At 47.5% G+C, this 20,032-nt stretch carries 14 protein-coding genes; 11 read left to right on the top strand and 3 right to left on the bottom strand.

Features of this window, described 5'->3' with window-relative positions; translation table 11 throughout:
- The first annotated feature begins 67 nt into the window (after window positions 1–67).
- The 8 genes from NYE53_RS16055 to NYE53_RS16020 all read left to right on the top strand — a co-directional run bounded on the left by NYE53_RS16055 (window position 68) and on the right by NYE53_RS16020 (window position 13,942).
- Entirely contained in the window at window positions 68–664 is a 597-nt protein-coding gene (locus NYE53_RS16055; RefSeq protein WP_003228739.1) for a sulfite oxidase-like oxidoreductase, read from the top strand.
- Window positions 665–877: 213 nt separating this feature from the next.
- Entirely contained in the window at window positions 878–1,747 is an 870-nt protein-coding gene (gene besA / locus NYE53_RS16050) for a ferri-bacillibactin esterase BesA (protein ID WP_339245617.1), read from the top strand.
- A 192-nt stretch (window positions 1,748–1,939) separates the two neighbouring features.
- The gene (locus NYE53_RS16045) at window positions 1,940–2,725 is read left to right on the top strand and encodes a 2,3-dihydro-2,3-dihydroxybenzoate dehydrogenase (RefSeq protein ID WP_339245616.1); all 786 of its coding nucleotides are present in this window, start codon (window positions 1,940–1,942) and stop codon (window positions 2,723–2,725) included.
- 25 nt (window positions 2,726–2,750) lie between these two features.
- Window positions 2,751–3,947 (top strand): isochorismate synthase DhbC, encoded by a 1,197-nt coding sequence (gene dhbC, locus NYE53_RS16040; RefSeq protein WP_339245614.1) that lies wholly within the window; start codon window positions 2,751–2,753, stop codon window positions 3,945–3,947.
- Window positions 3,948–3,975: 28 nt separating this feature from the next.
- The gene (locus tag NYE53_RS16035) at window positions 3,976–5,595 is read left to right on the top strand and encodes a (2,3-dihydroxybenzoyl)adenylate synthase (RefSeq protein ID WP_021480515.1); all 1,620 of its coding nucleotides are present in this window, start codon (window positions 3,976–3,978) and stop codon (window positions 5,593–5,595) included.
- A gap of 27 nt (window positions 5,596–5,622) precedes the next feature.
- Window positions 5,623–6,561, top strand: a complete 939-nt coding sequence (locus NYE53_RS16030; RefSeq protein WP_029318480.1) for an isochorismatase — start codon at window positions 5,623–5,625, stop codon at window positions 6,559–6,561.
- 19 nt (window positions 6,562–6,580) lie between these two features.
- The gene (dhbF, locus tag NYE53_RS16025) at window positions 6,581–13,717 is read left to right on the top strand and encodes a non-ribosomal peptide synthetase DhbF (RefSeq protein WP_339245610.1); all 7,137 of its coding nucleotides are present in this window, start codon (window positions 6,581–6,583) and stop codon (window positions 13,715–13,717) included.
- Window positions 13,718–13,732: 15 nt separating this feature from the next.
- A complete protein-coding gene (locus NYE53_RS16020) occupies window positions 13,733–13,942 on the top strand; it encodes an MbtH family protein (RefSeq protein ID WP_003243183.1) in 210 nt (69 codons plus the stop codon).
- 249 nt (window positions 13,943–14,191) lie between these two features.
- Here the strand turns inward: NYE53_RS16020 and NYE53_RS16015 are convergent, their stop codons facing one another.
- The 3 genes from NYE53_RS16015 to adeR all read right to left on the bottom strand — a co-directional run bounded on the left by NYE53_RS16015 (window position 14,192) and on the right by adeR (window position 17,487).
- A complete protein-coding gene (locus tag NYE53_RS16015) occupies window positions 14,192–14,869 on the bottom strand; it encodes a YukJ family protein (protein ID WP_003228755.1) in 678 nt (225 codons plus the stop codon).
- Window positions 14,870–14,980: 111 nt separating this feature from the next.
- On the bottom strand, window positions 14,981–16,117 hold the full coding sequence (ald, locus tag NYE53_RS16010; RefSeq protein ID WP_339245608.1) for an alanine dehydrogenase: 1,137 nt from the start codon (window positions 16,115–16,117) through the stop codon (window positions 14,981–14,983).
- 101 nt (window positions 16,118–16,218) lie between these two features.
- On the bottom strand, window positions 16,219–17,487 hold the full coding sequence (gene adeR / locus NYE53_RS16005) for a sporulation transcriptional activator AdeR (RefSeq protein ID WP_080263037.1): 1,269 nt from the start codon (window positions 17,485–17,487) through the stop codon (window positions 16,219–16,221).
- A 521-nt stretch (window positions 17,488–18,008) separates the two neighbouring features.
- On the opposite strand from adeR, the gene NYE53_RS16000 reads away from it, so the two are divergent.
- The 3 genes from NYE53_RS16000 (at window position 18,009) to essB (ending at window position 19,984) form a co-directional block, all read left to right on the top strand.
- On the top strand, window positions 18,009–18,302 hold the full coding sequence (locus tag NYE53_RS16000) for a WXG100 family type VII secretion target (RefSeq protein ID WP_003220661.1): 294 nt from the start codon (window positions 18,009–18,011) through the stop codon (window positions 18,300–18,302).
- 69 nt (window positions 18,303–18,371) lie between these two features.
- Window positions 18,372–18,611: an ESX secretion system protein YukD gene (gene yukD, locus NYE53_RS15995; RefSeq protein WP_003228763.1), complete on the top strand. Its 240-nt coding sequence runs from the start codon at window positions 18,372–18,374 to the stop codon at window positions 18,609–18,611.
- 14 nt (window positions 18,612–18,625) lie between these two features.
- Window positions 18,626–19,984, top strand: coding sequence for a type VII secretion protein EssB (gene essB, locus NYE53_RS15990; RefSeq protein WP_339245605.1), 1,359 nt, complete (start codon window positions 18,626–18,628; stop codon window positions 19,982–19,984).
- The last annotated feature ends 48 nt before the right edge of the window (window positions 19,985–20,032 follow it).

The raw sequence follows: 20,032 nt of genomic DNA, 5'->3' as shown, positions 1-20,032 counted from the left end.
TAGAGTAATAAAGAACAAAAAGATTGTCAACATGATTTTAAATTAGGTTAACAAAAAGGAGGCCCATATGTATTTCGGAAAAACAAGACAGTCCGATCAATCTGGAAGAGTGCCGCCAAATCAAAACGTCACCACTTCATTTCCTGTGCTTCATACCGGAGATGTCCCATATTACGAAGATATGACGAAATGGAATCTTCAAGTATACGGTTTGGTTGACCATCCGATGCTGCTAAGCTTTGAAGATGTCAAAGCCTTTCCACGGTATGAATCGAAAAATGACATTCATTGCGTCACGGGATGGTCAAGGCTTGATAATGTGTGGCAAGGCGTGCGGGCTTGTGATATAGCGGAAAAAGCGGGTGTAAAAGAAGAAGCGGGCTACGTCATTTTACATGCTGAAGAGGGCTGGACGACCAATCTGCCGCTTGATGATTTCTTAGCGGAAACTTCCCTTCTGGCTTATGCGCATAATGGCGAACCTTTAACCCCTGAACACGGCTTTCCGCTGCGGGGTGTATTTCCGCATCTATATTTTTGGAAAAGCGCCAAGTGGCTGCGCGGCATCCAATTTACGAAAGAAAATCATCCTGGCTTTTGGGAGCGGAATGGCTATCACATGAGAGGCGATCCTTGGCAAAATCAAAGGTTTACATGGGATTAAGGTTCTATTTCAAATAGGACAATCCGCATCTTTATTAGGTTTTTACTTCCATATTGATAGTCTGCAGGTACCTTATTTGATCAAGGTGCCTTTTTTATTCGGGAAAAAGTTGACTTTCTTTGGAAGAAAACCTATTATTTGAGGTGTCTAGTTGATAGTGAAAATCATTATCATACATTGCGGTTTAGTTTAAGGAGAGGAATGTCGTACTGCATGAAAGAGCAAACAACAGACCGGACAAATGGCGGGACATCATACGCATTTACGATTCCTGGTACGGAAGTGCGTATGATGTCTTCACGCAATGAAAACCGTACCTATCACATTTTTATCTCGAAACCTAGTACGCCGCCGCCACCCGCTGGTTATCCTGTGATTTATCTGCTGGATGCCAATTCTGTCTTCGGAACGATGACGGAAGCCGTTCGAATACAGGGACGCCGACCCGAAAAAACCGGGGTGATCCCTGCAGTGATCGTCGGCATTGGCTATGAGACAGCGGAGCCGTTCTCCTCAGCGCGCCACCGGGATTTTACAATGCCAACAGCCCAATCGAAGCTGCCGGAAAGGCCCGACGGCAGAGAATGGCCGGAGCATGGCGGAGCAGAGGGCTTTTTCAGATTTATTGAAGAGGATTTAAAACCGGAGATAGAACGAGATTACCAGATTGATAAAAAAAGACAAACAATCTTTGGCCATTCGCTCGGAGGGCTTTTCGTGCTGCAGGTGCTGCTAACAAAGCCCGATGCGTTTCAAACGTATATCGCGGGAAGTCCGTCCATTCATTGGAATAAACCGTTTATTCTCGAGAAAACGGACCATTTCGTCTCTCTCACCAAGAAAAACAATCAGCCTATCAATATCCTGCTTGCCGCAGGAGAATTGGAGCAGCATCATAAAAGCCGGATGAATGATAATGCAAGGGAGCTTTATGAGCGGCTGGCCGTTTTATCTGAACAAGGCATACGGGCAGAATTTTGCGAGTTTTCAGGAGAAGGACATATTTCAGTTCTTCCTGTTTTGGTCAGCCGGGCGCTGCGTTTTGCGCTTCACCCTGACGGACCGCATCTATCAATGGGCTGAGACATACTCAGCCTTGCCTTTAAAAAAATATTTGTCACTGAAATTATATTTGACTGTCACATGACATTTGGATATGATTATTTTTATAATTGATAATGATAATCATTATCAATAGATTGCGTTTTTCAAGGCGCAGCAGTTTTTTTCGCTGGATGTCTGTTCGGCATTGGAGCGAAGAAAGGAATTGATGATATGAATGCAAAGAGTATAGAGGGAAAAATTGCTTTTATAACAGGGGCTGCCCAAGGAATAGGCGAAGCTGTTGCGCGGACGCTTGCCAGTCAAGGCGCACATATTGCGGCAGTTGATTATAATCCTGAAAAGCTGGAAAAGGTTGTGAGCAGCCTCAAAGCAGAAGGCCAACATGCAGAAGCTTTTCCTGCGGATGTGAGAGACAGCGCGGCGATTGACGAGATCACGGCGCGCATCGAACGTGAAATGGGGCCGATTGATATTTTAGTGAATGTAGCGGGTGTCCTTCGCCCGGGACTGATCCATTCGCTTAGCGATGAGGAATGGGAGGCGACGTTCTCAGTGAATTCGACTGGCGTATTTAACGCCTCGCGTTCAGTCAGCAAATATATGATGGACCGAAGATCGGGTTCGATTGTAACAGTCGGATCGAATGCTGCCGGTGTACCAAGAACATCTATGGCGGCATATGCGTCCTCAAAGGCTGCGGCTGTGATGTTTACGAAATGCCTTGGCCTTGAGCTTGCAGAATACAATATTCGCTGCAACATTGTATCTCCCGGATCAACGGAAACAGACATGCAGTGGTCATTATGGGCCGACGAGAATGGAGCGGAGCAAGTCATAAAAGGATCACTTGAGACATTTAAAACAGGGATCCCGCTCAAAAAACTAGCCAAGCCTTCGGATATTGCGGATGCGGTGCTCTTTTTGGTTTCTGGCCAGGCAGGGCATATTACGATGCATAATTTATGCGTAGATGGCGGCGCTACCTTAGGCGTGTAACTGAATTTAAAGGAGGTTCATGAGAATGTTGGATCAAAACGTTATAACAGAAACAAAAGCGGAGCATTTGCTTCATGAATATCAGCCGGGCGCCTTTTTCTTAGCGTCTCCTCATCGTGTACTGTTAGCGAAAGGCATATGTGAAATCGTACCGGAGGCAGACGGGCAAAACCAAATGGAAACCCTTTCTGGCCGAATTGCAGAGACGTTACGTCAGGCAAAACAATCAGGGCAAAGCCGGCCGCTTGTTGTCGGGGCCGTTCCTTTTGATCAAGTAAAAGCAGCGCGGCTCGTTGTACCTGAGGAAGTGCGCTGGTCAGGACCGCTTCAATTTGATCATGAGGAAAAGGAACAGCAGGCTGGGCATACATACCACATAAAGCCTGTTCCTGAACCTGAGGATTATAAAAATGGTGTTGAACAAGGGCTGACACGCATTGCCGATGGAACACTCAGCAAAATCGTCCTGTCCAGATCGCTGCATTTGACATCGCCTGAACCGATTCAGACGGATGAATTGCTTCGCCATCTGGCTCAGCATAACACGCATGGCTACACGTTTGCCGCAGACGTGTCCAGCCAGGATGAAACGTCTCCCCGCCGAACATTGCTCGGAGCAAGTCCGGAGCTTCTCGTTTCAAGGATGGGAACACAGGTCGTTTCCAATCCATTAGCCGGTTCAAGGCCGCGCAGTGATGATCCTGTTGAAGACCAGCGCCGGGCAGATGAGTTGCTTGCTTCCGCAAAGGATCTTCATGAGCACGCGGTTGTCGCTGATGCAGTTGCGGCAGCGCTAAGACCTTTCTGCCGGACGCTGGAGGTTCCGGAAAAGCCCTCACTGATCAAAACGGAGACAATGTGGCACCTGTCCAGCGTGATTAAGGGAGAGCTTTCCGACCCGTCTGTAACCGCACTTGAATTGGCGGCGGCGCTTCACCCGACGCCAGCAGTCTGCGGAACACCGACTGATCTTGCGAGAGAAGCGATTCTTAGCATTGAACCGTTTGACCGCGGGTTCTTTACCGGCATGATCGGATGGTGTGACGATGCCGGTGACGGAGAATGGATCGTGACGATCCGTTGTGCAGAGGCAGAAGAACGCTCACTCCGCCTGTATGCTGGAGCTGGTGTTGTGGCCGGTTCAAAGCCCGAGGACGAGCTTAAGGAGACGTCCGCAAAGTTTCGGACAATGCTGCGGGCAATGGGCGTGGATCACATATGAACAGAATGAATTGCTGGAGGGATGCAACATGCTGAAAGGATTTACGCCTTGGCCTGATGAGTTAGCTGAGACCTATCGAAAGAATGGCTGCTGGGCCGGCGAGACGTTTGGAGATTTGTTAAGAGACCGGGCAGCCAAATATGGCGACCGCATTGCGATTACATGCGGGAACACCCATTGGAGCTATCAAGAGCTTGACACAAGGGCTGATCGTCTGGCTGCCGGATTTCAGAAGCTCGGCATTCAACAGATGGATCGTGTCGTAGTGCAGCTGCCAAATATCAAAGAGTTTTTTGAAGTTATTTTCGCGCTATTCCGTCTGGGGGCGCTTCCAGTCTTCGCACTGCCTTCTCATCGAAGCAGTGAAATTACATATTTTTGCGAGTTTGCTGAAGCGGCTGCATATATCATTCCCGACGCTTATTCCGGTTTTGACTACCGTACGCTTGCCAGACAAGTTCAAAGCAAGCTGCCGACTTTGAAACACGTCATTGTCGCAGGTGAGGCAGAGGAATTTTTGCCGCTGGAGGATTTGCATACAGAACCTGTAAAACTGCCTGAAGTCAAATCTTCGGATGTGGCGTTCCTCCAGCTTTCTGGCGGGAGCACCGGGCTATCGAAACTGATTCCGAGGACCCACGATGACTACATATACAGCCTGAAGCGGAGTGTGGAGGTCTGCTGGCTCGACCACAGCACGGTGTACTTGGCCGCGCTGCCGATGGCACACAATTATCCGCTGAGCTCGCCTGGCGTTCTCGGCGTATTATACGCTGGAGGAAGAGTGGTATTATCTCCTTCTCCAAGTCCAGATGACGCATTTCCTTTAATTGAACGGGAAAAGGTCACGATAACCGCTCTTGTTCCGCCTCTTGCGATGGTATGGATGGATGCGGCATCCTCACGCCGTGATGATTTATCCAGCCTTCAAGTGCTGCAGGTCGGCGGTGCCAAGTTTAGTGCTGAAGCCGCTCGCAGAGTAAAAGCTGTTTTCGGCTGCACGCTGCAGCAGGTGTTCGGAATGGCAGAGGGTCTCGTCAATTATACGAGATTGGATGATCCTGAGGAGATCATTGTCAACACCCAAGGAAAACCGATGTCCCCATATGATGAAGTGCGTGTTTGGGATGATCATGATCGCGACGTAAAACCTGGTGAAACAGGCCATCTGCTGACGCGGGGACCGTATACAATTCGAGGTTACTATAAGGCAGAAGAGCATAACGCCGCTTCATTTACTGAGGACGGTTTTTACCGTACGGGTGATATCGTCAGGCTGACACGAGACGGGTATATTGTCGTTGAAGGCCGGGCGAAGGATCAAATTAACCGTGGAGGAGAAAAGGTTGCGGCTGAAGAGGTGGAAAATCATCTGCTGGCGCATCCGGCTGTCCATGATGCGGCAATGGTCTCCATGCCTGATCAATTTCTTGGCGAGAGATCTTGTGTGTTCATTATTCCCCGGGATGAAGCCCCAAAAGCCGCAGAGCTTAAAGCATTTTTGAGAGAGCGCGGACTGGCGGCATATAAAATCCCTGACCGAGTTGAATTTGTCGAATCCTTCCCGCAGACAGGAGTAGGAAAAGTCAGCAAAAAAGCGCTCCGTGAAGCCATTTCTGAGAAGCTTCTTGCAGGATCAAAAAAATAAAACAACAATTTGAGAGGAAGTGTTCAAATGGCTATACCTGCCATTCAGCCGTATCAAATGCCGACAGCATCTGATATGCCGCAAAACAAAGTATCATGGGTGCCTGATCCGAATCGGGCTGTCTTGTTAATTCACGATATGCAAAACTATTTTGTCGATGCTTTCACAGCGGGAGCGTCTCCGGTAACAGAGCTTTCAGCGAATATACGAAAGCTGAAGAATCAATGTGTTCAGCTTGGGATTCCTGTTGTTTATACCGCACAGCCGGGAAGCCAAAATCCGGATGACCGTGCGCTGCTGACAGACTTTTGGGGCCCGGGATTAAACAGCGGTCCTTATGAGGAGAAAATTATAACCGAGCTGGCACCAGAGGATGATGATCTTGTGCTGACAAAATGGAGATACAGCGCGTTTAAGAGAACGAATCTGCTTGAAATGATGCGCAAAGAGGGACGCGATCAGCTGATCATTACAGGAATTTACGCCCATATCGGCTGTCTTGTTACAGCATGTGAAGCATTTATGGAGGATATTAAAGCCTTTTTTGTGGGAGATGCAGTTGCTGATTTTTCATTAGAAAAACATCAAATGGCGCTGGACTATGCGGCTGGACGCTGTGCGTTTACCGTGATGACTGACAGTCTTCTTGATCAGCTGCAGAATGCGCCGGCAGACGTTCAAAAAACGTCAGCAAACACTGGCAAAAAGAATGTGTTTACATGTGAGAATATCCGTAAACAAATTGCTGAGCTTCTACAAGAAACACCGGAAGACATCACAGATCAAGAGGATTTGCTCGATCGTGGTCTTGATTCGGTAAGGATCATGACATTGGTGGAACAATGGCGCCGTGAAGGGGCAGAGGTGACTTTCGTGGAATTGGCTGAACGCCCAACGATCGAAGAATGGCAGAAATTGCTCACAACCCGCAGCCAGCAAGTGCTGCCAAACGCGGATTATTTATAAAAGGAGGGTAAACAAACGGATGCCTGATACAAAAGATCTTCAATATTCTTTGACCGGGGCGCAAACTGGCATATGGTTTGCTCAGCAGCTTGATCCGGACAATCCAATCTACAATACAGCGGAATATATAGAAATCAATGGACCACTCAATATTGCTCTTTTTGAAGAAGCTTTGCGGCACGTGATCAAGGAAGCGGAATCGCTGCATGTCCGCTTCGGTGAAAATATGGACGGGCCTTGGCAGATGATAAACCCGTCTCCGGATGTACAGCTGCACGTCATTGACGTCAGCTCTGAGCCTGATCCGGAAAAAACAGCATTAAACTGGATGAAAGCTGATTTAGCAAAGCCGGTTGATTTAGGGTATGACCCTTTGTTCAATGAAGCTCTGTTTATTGCCGGGCCTGATCGTTTCTTTTGGTATCAGCGCATTCATCATATAGCGATCGACGGCTTTGGTTTTTCCCTGATAGCCCAGCGTGTGGCAAGTACATATACTGCGCTTATAAAAGGACAAACAGCTAAAGGCCGTTCCTTTGGGTCTCTCCAGGCCATTTTGGAGGAGGATACAGATTATCGCGGATCAGAGCAGTATGAGAAGGATCGTCAATTCTGGCTGGACCGTTTTGCAGATGCACCTGAAGTTGTGAGCTTGGCTGATCGGGCGCCAAGAACATCTAACAGTTTTCTTCGTCATACGGCATATCTGCCTCCGTCTGATGTAAACGCGTTAAAAGAAGCGGCGCGCTATTTCTCAGGAAGCTGGCATGAAGTCATGATTGCGGTGTCAGCTGTTTATGTGCACCGTATGACCGGCTCTGAGGATGTTGTGCTCGGCCTGCCCATGATGGGTCGGATAGGGTCCGCGTCACTGAATGTACCGGCTATGGTGATGAACCTTCTCCCGCTCCGGCTGACGGTAAGCTCTTCGATGAGCTTTTCTGAACTGATTCAGCAAATTTCCCGGGAAATCCGCAGTATTCGGCGACATCATAAGTATCGCCATGAAGAGCTTCGGCGCGATCTGAAATTGATAGGAGAAAATCATAGATTATTTGGCCCTCAAATCAATCTTATGCCGTTTGATTACGGTCTCGACTTTGCCGGCGCCCGGGGCACAACGCATAATCTTTCAGCAGGTCCTGTTGATGATCTATCAATCAATGTATATGACAGAACAGACGGCAGCGGGCTGCGAATTGATGTTGATGCGAATCCCGAGGTATACAGTGAGTCTGATATTAAGCTTCATCAGCAGCGTATCCTGCAGCTGCTGCAAACGGCTTCTGCCGGAGAGGACATGCTGATTGGGCAAATGGAGCTTCTGTTGCCAGAGGAGAAAGAAAAAGTCATTTCTAAATGGAATGAGACGGCAAAATCCGAGAAGCTGGTCAGCCTTCAGGACATGTTCGAAAAGCAGGCAGTTCTTACGCCAGAACGTATCGCTCTCATGTGTGATGACATTCAAGTCAACTATCGAAAGCTCAATGAAGAGGCAAACCGCCTCGCGCGTCTGTTGATCGAAAAAGGGATTGGTCCGGAGCAGTTTGTCGCTTTGGCGCTGCCGCGTTCCCCTGAGATGGTGGCCTCAATGCTTGGTGTGCTCAAGACTGGTGCGGCGTATCTCCCCCTTGATCCGGAGTTTCCAGCCGACCGCATTTCTTACATGCTGGAGGATGCGAAACCTTCATGCATCATAACGACTGAGGAAATAGCAGCCAGTCTGCCTGATGACCTGGCTGTACCGGAGCTTGTGCTTGATCAGGCTGTTACACAGGAGATTATAAAACGCTATTCGCCGGAAAATCCGGATGTATCGGTTTCTCTTGACCATCCTGCGTATATCATCTATACCTCAGGATCAACAGGAAGACCGAAGGGAGTCGTTGTGACACAGAAAAGCTTAAGCAATTTTCTGCTGTCCATGCAGGAGGCGTTTTCTCTAGGAGAAGAAGACAGGCTGTTGGCTGTGACGACTGTCGCTTTTGATATTTCAGCATTAGAGTTATATCTTCCGCTGATTAGCGGAGCGCAAATCGTGATCGCAAAGAAAGAAACGATCCGTGAGCCGCAGGCATTAGCTCAAATGATTGAAAATTTCGATATTAACATCATGCAGGCGACACCGACACTGTGGCACGCTTTGGTAACGAGTGAACCTGAGAAACTTCGGGGGCTTAGAGTGCTTGTAGGAGGCGAGGCGCTGCCGAGCGGTCTTTTGCAGGCGCTTCAAGACCTTCATTGTTCAGTCACGAACTTATACGGTCCCACTGAAACAACGATTTGGTCTGCCGCAGCTTTTCTTGAAGAAGGGTTGCAGGGCGTTCCTCCGATTGGGAAACCGATTTGGAACACGCAGGTGTATGTGCTTGATAATGGATTGCAGCCGGTGCCGCCGGGCGTTGTCGGAGAGCTTTATATTGCAGGCACCGGCTTGGCCAGAGGTTATTTCCATCGCCCTGATTTAACGGCGGAGCGCTTCGTTGCAGATCCATACGGACCGCCGGGAACTAGGATGTATCGGACCGGAGACCAGGCCCGCTGGCGTGCCGATGGGTCTTTGGATTATATCGGGCGGGCGGATCATCAAATCAAAATTCGCGGATTCCGAATTGAACTTGGAGAAATTGATGCCGTGCTTGCCAATCATCCGCACATTGAACAGGCCTCGGTTGTCGTACGGGAAGATCAGCCGGGAGACAAACGATTGGCGGCTTATGTAGTCGCTGATGCTGCTATTGATACTGCAGAGCTTCGTCGTTATATGGGGGCTAGTCTTCCTGATTATATGGTACCGGCGGCGTTTGTGGAGATGGACGAGCTGCCATTAACACCTAATGGCAAGCTTGACCGGAAAGCACTGCCGGCACCAGACTTCAGCACATCTGTCAGTGATCGGTCCCCGCGGACTCCTCAGGAAGAGATATTGTGTGACTTGTTTGCAGAGGTTCTCGGTTTGGCACGCGTCGGTATCGATGACAGTTTCTTCGAGCTTGGGGGCCATTCTCTTCTTGCAGCCCGTCTGATGAGCCGCATTCGCGAGGTAATGGGAGCCGAACTTGGTATCGCCAAGCTCTTTGACAAACCGACAGTAGCCGGACTCGCTGCCCATCTTGATTTGGCGCAGAGTGCACGTCCCGCTTTGCAGAGAGCTGAGCGGCCTGAAAAGATCCCACTATCATTTGCCCAGCGCCGGCTATGGTTCCTGCATTGTCTGGAAGGACCGAGTCCTACTTATAATATTCCGGTTGCTGTCCGTTTGTCAGGTAAGTTGGATCAAGGATTGCTGAAAGCGGCACTTTATGACCTCGTCTGCCGTCATGAAAGCCTTCGGACGATCTTCCCTGAATCACAGGGGACATCCTATCAGCATATTTTAGATGCCGATCAAGCCCATCCTGAGTTACATGTTACTGAAATTGCTGAGAAGGAGCTTTCTGATCGGCTTGCCGAAGCTGTACGCTACAGCTTTGATCTTGCAGCTGAACCTGCTTTTCGTGCCGAGCTTTTTGTGATCGGTCCTGACGAGTACGTGCTGCTTCTTCTCGTCCATCATATTGTCGGGGACGGCTGGTCCTTAACACCGCTGACCCGAGACCTTGGGACGGCTTATGCGGCTCGCTGCCACGGACGATCTCCCGAATGGGCGCCTCTTGCTGTGCAGTATGCAGACTATGCGCTTTGGCAGCAAGAACTGCTTGGAAACGAGGATAATCCAAACAGCTTGATTGCCGGTCAGCTTGCTTTCTGGAAAGAAACCTTGAAAAACCTGCCTGATCAGCTTGAACTGCCAATCGATTATTCACGTCCGGCTGAGCCGAGTCATGATGGAGATACGATTCATTTTCGTATTGAGCCCGAGTTTCACAAGCGATTGCAGGAGCTGGCTCGCACAAATAGGGTGAGCCTGTTTATGGTGCTTCAATCCGGTCTCGCCGCTTTATTGACAAGGCTCGGGGCGGGCACCGACATTCCGATCGGCAGTCCGATCGCGGGACGGAATGATGATGCGCTGGGCGATCTTGTAGGGCTGTTTATTAATACATTGGTGCTCAGAACTGATACGTCCGGTGACCCAAGCTTTCGTGAGCTTCTAGACAGAGTACGGAAAGTGAATCTGGCCGCCTATGACAATCAGGATCTGCCGTTTGAGAGACTTGTAGAGGTGCTCAATCCGGCTCGTTCGCGTGCGACGCATCCTTTATTCCAAATCATGCTTGCGTTCCAAAACACACCGGACGCTGAACTGCATCTTCCTGATATGGAGAGCAGCCTGCGAATCAACAGTGTCGGTTCTGCCAAGTTTGATTTGACGCTGGAAATCAGTGAAGATCGCCTTGCTGACGGGACACCAAACGGGATGGAAGGACTGCTTGAATACAGCACTGATCTTTTAAAGCGGGAAACTGCTCAGGCTCTTGCTGACCGATTGATGCGCCTGTTGGAGGCTGCCGAGTCTGATCCTGACGAGCAAATCGGAAATCTGGATATTCTTGCACCAGAGGAACGCAGCAGCATGGTGACTGATTGGCAAAGTGTATCTGAAAAGATTCCGCACGCATGTTTGCCAGAGCAATTTGAGAAGCAGGCTGCTTTACGTCCTGATGCCATTGCCGTTGTATATGAAAATCAGGAACTGAGCTATGCAGAGCTGAATGAAAGAGCAAACCGGCTTGCCCGAATGCTGATTAGTGAAGGTGTCGGGCCGGAGCAATTTGTGGCATTGGCACTGCCCCGATCGTTGGAAATGGCTGTCGGCCTATTGGCGGTGCTAAAAGCCGGGGCAGCTTATCTCCCTCTTGATCCGGATTATCCGGCTGATCGAATTGCTTTTATGCTAAAAGATGCACAGCCTGCGTTTATCATGACGAACACTAAAGCTGCAAATCACATTCCGCCAGTTGAAAACGTGCCGAAAATCGTGCTGGATGATCCCGAGCTGGCAGAGAAACTAAACACGTACCCTGCAGAGAATCCAAAAAATAAGGATAGGACTCAGCCGCTTTCGCCTTTGAATACGGCATATGTCATTTATACATCCGGCTCAACAGGTGTTCCAAAAGGTGTGATGATTCCTCACCAAAATGTAACACGTTTATTTGCAGCGACCGAGCACTGGTTCCGTTTCAGCTCAGACGATATCTGGACCATGTTCCATTCCTATGCGTTTGATTTTTCGGTGTGGGAGATCTGGGGTCCTCTGCTGCATGGCGGACGTCTTGTGATCGTGCCTCACCACGTCAGCAGATCGCCAGAAGCGTTTCTGCGCCTGCTTGTCAAAGAGGGTGTGACCGTTCTGAACCAGACACCGTCTGCTTTCTATCAGTTTATGCAGGCGGAACGGGAACAGCCGGATCTCGGACAGGCGCTCAGTCTGCGCTATGTCGTTTTTGGCGGAGAAGCGCTTGAACTCAGCCGTTTAGAGGATTGGTATAACCGCCACCCTGAAAATAGACCGCAGCTTATCAATATGTATGGGATTACAGAAACGACGGTGCATGTGAGCTATATCGAATTAGACCGAAGCATGGCAGCTTTACGGGCAAACAGCTTGATCGGCTGCGGCATTCCCGATCTTGGTGTATACGTGCTGGATGAACGCCTGCAGCCGGTCCCGCCGGGTGTTGCCGGAGAGCTGTATGTATCAGGAGCGGGGTTAGCACGAGGTTATCTAGGCCGGCCTGGTTTAACATCTGAACGCTTCATAGCTGATCCGTTCGGTCCTCCAGGCACCCGGATGTACCGCACTGGGGATGTGGCCCGTCTCCGCGCTGACGGTTCTCTCGACTATGTCGGCCGTGCAGACCATCAAGTGAAAATTCGGGGATTCCGGATTGAATTGGGAGAAATTGAAGCCGCGCTTGTTCAGCATCCGCAGCTTGAAGATGCGGCAGTGATCGTTCGTGAGGATCAGCCGGGAGATAAACGGTTAGCAGCTTATGTCATCCCTTCGGAAGAAACATTTGATACGGCGGAACTGCGCAAATATGCTGCGGAGAGACTGCCGGATTACATGGTGCCTGCTGCCTTTGTGACGATGAAAGAATTGCCGCTGACACCGAATGGAAAGCTTGATCGTAAAGCACTGCCCGCTCCGGATTTCGCAGCGGCAGTGACAGGACGAGGACCGAGAACGCCGCAGGAAGAAATTCTCTGTGACCTCTTTATGGAGGTGCTTCACTTGCCGCGTGTCGGCATTGATGACCGTTTCTTTGATTTAGGCGGACATTCCTTGCTTGCTGTACAGCTCATGAGCCGCATTCGTGAAGCGCTCGGCGTTGAACTCAGCATCGGCAACTTGTTCGAAGCACCTACTGTAGCCGGGCTCGCTGAAAGACTTGAAATGGGATCAAGCCAAAGCGCTCTTGACGTTCTGCTGCCGCTCCGAACAAGCGGAGACAAGCCTCCTTTATTCTGTGTTCATCCGGCAGGGGGGCTCAGCTGGTGCTATGCCGGTTTGATGACCAATATAGGAACAGATTATCCGATCTACGGCTTGCAGGCACGGGGAATCGGGAAGCGCGAGGAGCTTCCGAAAACACTTGATGACATGGCTGCCGATTACATTAAACAAATCCGAACGGTCCAGCCAAAAGGCCCGTACCATCTGCTGGGCTGGTCCCTGGGCGGGAATGTCGTTCAAGCGATGGCTACCCAGCTGCAAAATCAAGGAGAAGAAGTATCCCTGTTGGTGATGCTAGACGCCTATCCGAACCACTTCCTTCCTATAAAAAAGGCACCGGATGATGAGGAAGCGCTTATTGCCCTTCTGGCGTTAGGCGGGTACGATCCAGACAGCTTAGGGGAAAAACCGCTAGACTTTGAAGCGGCAATTGAGATTCTTCGCCGTGACGGCAGTGCGCTTGCGAGCCTGGATGAAACGGTCATTTTAAATTTGAAGAATACGTATGTCAATTCTGTCGGCATTTTAGGTTCCTATAAGCCTAAAACCTTCCGTGGAAATGTTTTGTTTTTCAGATCAACAATCATTCCTGAATGGTTTGACCCGATTGAACCTGACTCGTGGAAGCCTTATATTAACGGACAGATTGAACAAATCGACATCGACTGCCGTCATAAAGATTTATGTCAGCCGGAACCTCTGGCTCGAATCGGCAAGGTTCTCGCTGTCAAATTGGAAGAGTTGAATAAATAAGGGAGGAGAAATAGAATGGCAAATCCTTTTGAAAATGCGGATGGCACATATTTGGTGCTGGTCAATGAAGAAGGCCAATATTCCCTATGGCCGGGTTTTATAGATGTGCCGAGCGGCTGGACAGTCGTTCATGAGCAAAAAGGGCGTGAAGCTTGTTTGGACTATATCCAATCGCATTGGAGCGATATGAGGCCAAACAGCCTAAAGACTGTTGAAAATGTGTAATCGTATCAAAAAGAGACTGCTCGCCGCAGTCTCTTCAGCGTGTCGATAAACCCTCGCATTCGTTGTCAAGTCTGCGCGTTGGTGCTCACGAATTAGAACATTCGCTCCGCTCCAATGCTCACCTTTCCTAGAGTTCAAGGGTTTTCAATCACGCTGAAAACATGACAAAATCCTAAAGCTTTTAAAACGCTTTAGGATTTTGTCAACAATCTTCCGAAGAGACTGCTCGCCGCAGTCTCTTTTTCTATCTTACGCAGACGTTTGGGTATGATCACAATCTCTGACCGGGTTTCCGTTTTCATCCGTACACCAAGATTGGGATAAAAACGCTAAAAACACAGCGGCCCACTGATCTGCAAACTGAATCAGAATACCCCCGTCATGCCAAGAGCCGTTGTCTTTTTTCCAGCGCGTATCCATTGCATTCCCTTGATTCATATGGATATTGTGCATTCCGTTAGTCGGGGTAAAGCCGAATATTTTATCTGCAGCCTGTTCAGGGCCGAATTTTGAACCGAATATATAAACCGGCGCTTTCTCATCTTGTGCTTTCTTCATATAGGTTTCAATAAAATCATTTAAATCATTATCAGGTCCCGTGATTTCATGAGGCAAAGGCTTCATTTCCCGCGGGTCAAACAAATTGCCCCGCACATAATCCAGTGCCACTTCACGGTTTGCTTCATTGATCCTTGTATATCCATACGGCATGTTCGGAAGGATGGTAATTGAGCCCGAATCAAACTGATCGTCAGCCAAATACAATACTTCAGATTCCTCAGAACTGGACATCACATTGATGGCGCACCTGTAATACGTATTCTCTTCACCGAGCATTTTGACTTGGAAATGAGGACTGTCATCATCTGTTTCCCGCTTCATGTCTAAGACTATGCCTTTTAACACGCCATATTGCTGAACAGCCATATGAATCCTCCTTTATGATCAACTTCATAGTCATAATTCGTGAAATGGTCTCTTTTTTCCTTTTAAAAAATAAAAAAGCCTGCAGAAATCTTTCTGCAAGCTCATTGTGAATTAAGCACCCGCCACAGATGATTCATCCTGTAAAGCTTTCTCGGCAGGAACATACTCATAGCCTAGATCTCTTGCTACAGCTTCATAGGTCACGTGTCCGTTTGCGGTGTTTAAACCCGCTCTCAGTGCCGCATTGTCTGCGAGCGCTTTTGCTGCCCCTTTGTTCGCGATTTGCAGTGCGTATGGAACAGTAACGTTAGTCAGGGCGATTGTTGATGTACGAGGGACAGCACCCGGCATGTTTGCTACAGCATAGTGGAGAACACCGTGTTTTTCATATGTCGGCTGATCATGGGTAGTAATATGGTCGACAGTTTCGACAATGCCGCCTTGATCGATCGCAACATCGACAATGACTGAACCAGGTTTCATTTGTTTTACCATTTCCTCAGTCACAAGAGTCGGAGCTTTAGCACCCGGAATTAATACCGCGCAAATGAGAAGATCCGCTTCTGCCACAGCATCTGCGATATTGACCGGATTAGAAATTAGCGTTTTAATCTGATGGCCGAAGATGTCATCAAGCTGGCGCAGGCGGTCTGCGTTTAAGTCGATGATGGTCACATCTGCACCGAGGCCGACAGCCATTTTCGCCGCGTTTGTCCCGACAACGCCTCCTCCGATAATCGTTACTTTTCCGCGAGACACACCCGGCACCCCGGCAAGCAGAATGCCTTTTCCGCCTTTAGGCTTTTCTAAGAATTGAGCGCCGATTTGCGCCGCCATTCTGCCCGCAACCTCTGACATTGGTGTCAGAAGAGGCAATGTCCGGCCTTCACTGACCGTTTCATATGCGATGGCAGTTACTCCTTTATCCTTCAAGGCCTGTGCAAGCTCAGGCTCAGCTGCTAAATGAAGGTACGTAAACAGCACAAGTCCTTTGCGGAAATAAACATATTCTTCCGGCAGCGGTTCTTTTACCTTCATGACCATTTCGGCGTCCCAAACCTGTTTCGGATCAGCAATGATTTCCGCTCCTGCTGACTCATAGGCTTCATTTTCAAATCCGCTTCCAAGGCCCGCGCCTGTTTCAACCAGCACCCGGTGGCCGTTTGAAATGAGCTGAGAAACGCCCCCGGGTGTTAATGCGACACGGTTTTCATTGTTTTTTATCTCTTTAGGAACCCCTATGATCATATCTGTCTCCTCCTGTATCTGTGATATTTTTAGTGTAGCTTGATATTTTGGAAAATTCTTTGTTTGATTAAGAAAATAAAAAAACATGGATTTGTGAAATTTCACAAATCCATGTGCCGAAGTTTGATATCTAAATAGATGGTGAATTTTTGATTCACATTTTTCAAATCAATTTCAGCGATCTGGCTGATCCGCTTGAGTCGGTAATTCAACGTATTAACGTGTATATTTAACAGCTTAGAAGCGGTATTCACGTTGCTGTCTGCTTCAATAAAGCGCTCTAGTGTTTCTACCATATTTGACTGGTGATCCCGGTCATATTGTTCCAGTTTGGAAAGCGAGTAATTATAATGGCCCGCCTGTTTCCGTTTTTCATATAAGACATCTAAGTATTGATAAATGCCTAACTCAGAAAAGCTGAAAAGATGTTTGGTCTCTTCAGCGAACCGTTCCTTCGTTTTTAAGACGGACAATGCTTCCTGATAGGAGCGGGAGACAAAAGAAATAGAGTTGTATATTCCGCCAAAAGCGATAGAAACGTCTTCTATTTTATACCGCTCCTTCAGCTGTTTTTGCGTACTTAAAGCAAACTGTTTTAAATCTTGAAAAGGATGATCTGTTTTGGGTGAGGTTAATATAATAAGTTCATTGGAATCTACGGTCGCCAGCAGCACGTAAACCTGCTGGGTCGTTTCCTGTAAATATTGCAGCTGCTGTTCGATTTTTTCAGTCAGCTCGCCATTTATGCGGATGATCATAACGGAAAACTCTGAAGGAGCGGCCATTCCAAGCTTATGGAACCCATCCGCCATATCATCCTCCTGATGGATGTGTCCGGTCAGCATTTTCCAGAAAAATTCTTGGCTGCGTTCTTCATTTTTCGTTTTTCTGATTTGAAGTTTGAGAAGCTTGTTTTTCACTGCTTTTGCTGCCATTTGCAATGTCAGCAGATCTTCATCGGACAATGTTTTTTGGATCTCAAGCGCCCATATGAAGCCAAGTACTTGCTTGTTTTTCCAAATCGAAATAGCGACGCGATTGCTCAGCCCGACTTCATCAATTTGCTTGACTCTGATCGGCTGGTCCGTTTTTAAGAGAGCTGGAATTGTCCCATCTTTCCACAACTTGTTAATCACCTTCTCCGGTACCCTTCTGCCAATAATGGTAGACGTCCGGGCAGGGTCTGTGCAGTCGCTGTGTGTACTGTAGGCAAGCAGTTTGTGGTTAACATCCTCTATGGTGATCGGGCACCGCAGAACGTCGCTGATATGATCAGCCACATCTTCAAGTCTGTCAAAACTATATTTAAACGGATCATTCGGCATGGTCATAAATCTCCCTACTTTTCGTGCTTGATTTCTCTTTGACATCTCATCCCCTTCCTTTTATTATGATTGTTGTTGTTTGTGAAAATCAACAACAAAGAACAGAAGCAAAAAAACAATTTCATGAGAGAAACGTTCTATATACATTTGGCGGTGTAATCGCCTTTTTGCAGGACAGTTGTATGCCTCATATAATACGACAGCTTATCCTATTAATCTTCTAAGTAAGTCATCGGAGGCGAGACTAATTAAGGAAAGAAAAAATTGAACCTTTCAGAAATGGTGCTGTAGCATCAAATTTTCTGAAAGGTTTTTTTTGGGAGTTGGAGCGTTATTTGGGTCTTTTGGATTATTCGGAGAATGAAGAGGAGATTAAGAAAATAAACCTATTTAATTTACAGTATATGTCATTTTTAAGTGATTCGGGGTAAACCATTGGACTCATTTTGTAAAATTAAAACATATTTGTTTGACTATGCCGAAAAACTGTTTTTATAATAATGACGTTCTAAAAATAAGTGAATTAGCCCATATTTAGGCTGATGGCACAGGAGGTAATGAGGAATATGGCAGGATTAATTCGTGTCACACCCGAAGAGCTAAGAGCGATGGCGAAGCAATACGGCGTTGAAAGCCAAGAAGTATTAAATCAGGTTGATCGTTTAAACCGAATGATCTCTGATTTGAAAAGCATGTGGGAAGGTGCTTCAAGCGAAGCGTTCGCAGATCAATACGAGCAGCTCAAACCTTCATTTATCAAAATGTCAGATTTGCTTCAAGATGTGAATCAGCAGCTTGATCAAACAGCAAATACACTTGAGTCTACTGACCAAGACATCGCAAATCAAATCCGCGGATAACAGTATGAAAGGGAAGGAGCGCCTGATTCAAAAGAAGACGGCGCTCTTTCTATGTAAGGGTGATCCTAAATGTATATTGATATTACAATAGATTTGAAACATTATAACGGCAGTGTCTTTGATCTCAGATTGTCAGATTACCACCCGGTGAAAAAAGTAATTGATATTGCTTGGCAGGCCCAAAGCGTATCTATGCCTCCGCGCGAAGGGCACTGGATCAGAGTGGTGAACAAGGATAAGGTGTTTTCCGGAGAATGCAAGCTGTCTGATTGCGGCATTACAAACGGAGACCGACTTGAAATATTATGAAAGGATCTGGTTGAATGTCAGGTAAACAAAAATCATATTTAGAAAACCAATTAGAAGCTGATGCCGAGAAAACAGATGCCGGCTATACATTTACCTTTCAACGGGAAAAAATAAAGCTTCTCGACGGTCTTGAAGCTAACGTGATCAAAGATATAAATCCATTTTTTCATAAAGAAATCGATGTGACGGATGATGAAGTAATCATCACAATCCAACCTCCCTCCTCCTATAAAGCATTCCGCTTCATGAAAGCTAAGGATAAAAAAAGTAAATGGCAGTTTGCCTATCAGCTTGTTCAAGCCGTACAGCAGCACAATCTGTCGAGGCTGAATGTGATTGTCGCTCCTGAAAACATTGTATTCGATAAAGGGCTTACGCCTTATTTTCTCCATTATGGAGTAAAAGAAAGCATTCCTCCTTACGAGCGTGATGACGAAAGAGTATGGCAGGAGCTGAAAGCGGCAGCGGCTTTGGCAGTTGACGGCGCTTTTGCGTTTGAAGACTACCTGAAATTCAATGAAACGCTGACGTTCTCCGCAGAGGCAAAGGCGATATTAGATGCTGAATCCTATGATGATTTGCTCGAGCTGATTCAAACCCATATTGATGAGCTCGAAGCCAAAGCAAAAACATACATACATATCCCGAGAAAGAAGTGGAACATCCAGCGATATATCGGCCTGGGGCTCATTGTTTTGCTTGTACCGGCACTTATTTATTCGATGTACGCCTTATTTTTCGCGCAGCCAAAGCACCAGGCGATAGTGGACAGCAACCGTGCGTTCTTAAACAAGCAGTACAGTGAAGTCATCAGCACACTGTCCAAGTACGATGCGGAAAGCCTGCCTGAATCGGTGCAGTATCAGCTGGCGACGTCCTATGTTGAGGTCGAAAACCTGGGGAGTGCAAAAACCAAAAATATAGAAAATAATTTAGTCACCCTTCAATCAGACCCTCAGCATTTCTTGTATTGGATTGATTATGGTCGAGGAGAATACAAAGAAGCGATCAGTATTGGCCGTAAGCTTGAATACAATGATTATATTTACTTTGCCCTAGCTAAATATAAACAACAGCTTTTATCTGAGGATACAAATGATGAAGACATACAAAAAGAACTTGACTCAGTAAATAGTGAGCTTGAAAAAGCCCAAAAAGAACGTCAAGAAAATAAACAGTCTAATTCTGAAACATCGTTAGTCGATACAAGCGAAGAACAGACACAAACAGACGAAGAAAAACAACAAGCAGAAGAGAAAGCGGCAGAAGAAAAAGCCGCAGCCGAGGAAAAAGCGAAAAAAGAAGAACAGAAGAAAAAAGAAGACGAGAAAAAAGAAACAGAAAAGAAAGATGAGAAAAAAGATGACAAATAACGTGAGACATGAAGCACAGGTCATCGCATGCTGCCATTCGGCCGTAAG

It is taken from the genome of Bacillus sp. FSL R5-0523 (assembly GCF_037975295.1).
Taxonomy (GTDB): domain Bacteria; phylum Bacillota; class Bacilli; order Bacillales; family Bacillaceae; genus Bacillus; species Bacillus subtilis.
The sequence above is the reverse complement of the archived record's forward strand: the minus strand, read 5'-3'. Positions and strand labels throughout refer to the sequence as shown.

Excerpts from the sequence above, each read along its gene's own strand:
- NYE53_RS16055 (WP_003228739.1), top strand. The coding sequence starts at position 68 with ATGTATTTCGGAAAAACAAGACAGTCCGATCAATCTGGAAGAGTGCCG.
- besA (WP_339245617.1), top strand. The coding sequence starts at position 878 with ATGAAAGAGCAAACAACAGACCGGACAAATGGCGGGACATCATACGCA.
- NYE53_RS16045 (WP_339245616.1), top strand. The coding sequence starts at position 1,940 with ATGAATGCAAAGAGTATAGAGGGAAAAATTGCTTTTATAACAGGGGCT.
- dhbC (WP_339245614.1), top strand. The coding sequence starts at position 2,751 with ATGTTGGATCAAAACGTTATAACAGAAACAAAAGCGGAGCATTTGCTT.
- NYE53_RS16035 (WP_021480515.1), top strand. The coding sequence starts at position 3,976 with ATGCTGAAAGGATTTACGCCTTGGCCTGATGAGTTAGCTGAGACCTAT.
- NYE53_RS16030 (WP_029318480.1), top strand. The coding sequence starts at position 5,623 with ATGGCTATACCTGCCATTCAGCCGTATCAAATGCCGACAGCATCTGAT.
- dhbF (WP_339245610.1), top strand. The coding sequence starts at position 6,581 with ATGCCTGATACAAAAGATCTTCAATATTCTTTGACCGGGGCGCAAACT.
- NYE53_RS16020 (WP_003243183.1), top strand. The coding sequence starts at position 13,733 with ATGGCAAATCCTTTTGAAAATGCGGATGGCACATATTTGGTGCTGGTC.
- NYE53_RS16015 (WP_003228755.1), bottom strand. The coding sequence starts at position 14,869 with ATGGCTGTTCAGCAATATGGCGTGTTAAAAGGCATAGTCTTAGACATG.
- ald (WP_339245608.1), bottom strand. The coding sequence starts at position 16,117 with ATGATCATAGGGGTTCCTAAAGAGATAAAAAACAATGAAAACCGTGTC.
- adeR (WP_080263037.1), bottom strand. The coding sequence starts at position 17,487 with ATGTCAAAGAGAAATCAAGCACGAAAAGTAGGGAGATTTATGACCATG.
- NYE53_RS16000 (WP_003220661.1), top strand. The coding sequence starts at position 18,009 with ATGGCAGGATTAATTCGTGTCACACCCGAAGAGCTAAGAGCGATGGCG.
- yukD (WP_003228763.1), top strand. The coding sequence starts at position 18,372 with ATGTATATTGATATTACAATAGATTTGAAACATTATAACGGCAGTGTC.
- essB (WP_339245605.1), top strand. The coding sequence starts at position 18,626 with ATGTCAGGTAAACAAAAATCATATTTAGAAAACCAATTAGAAGCTGAT.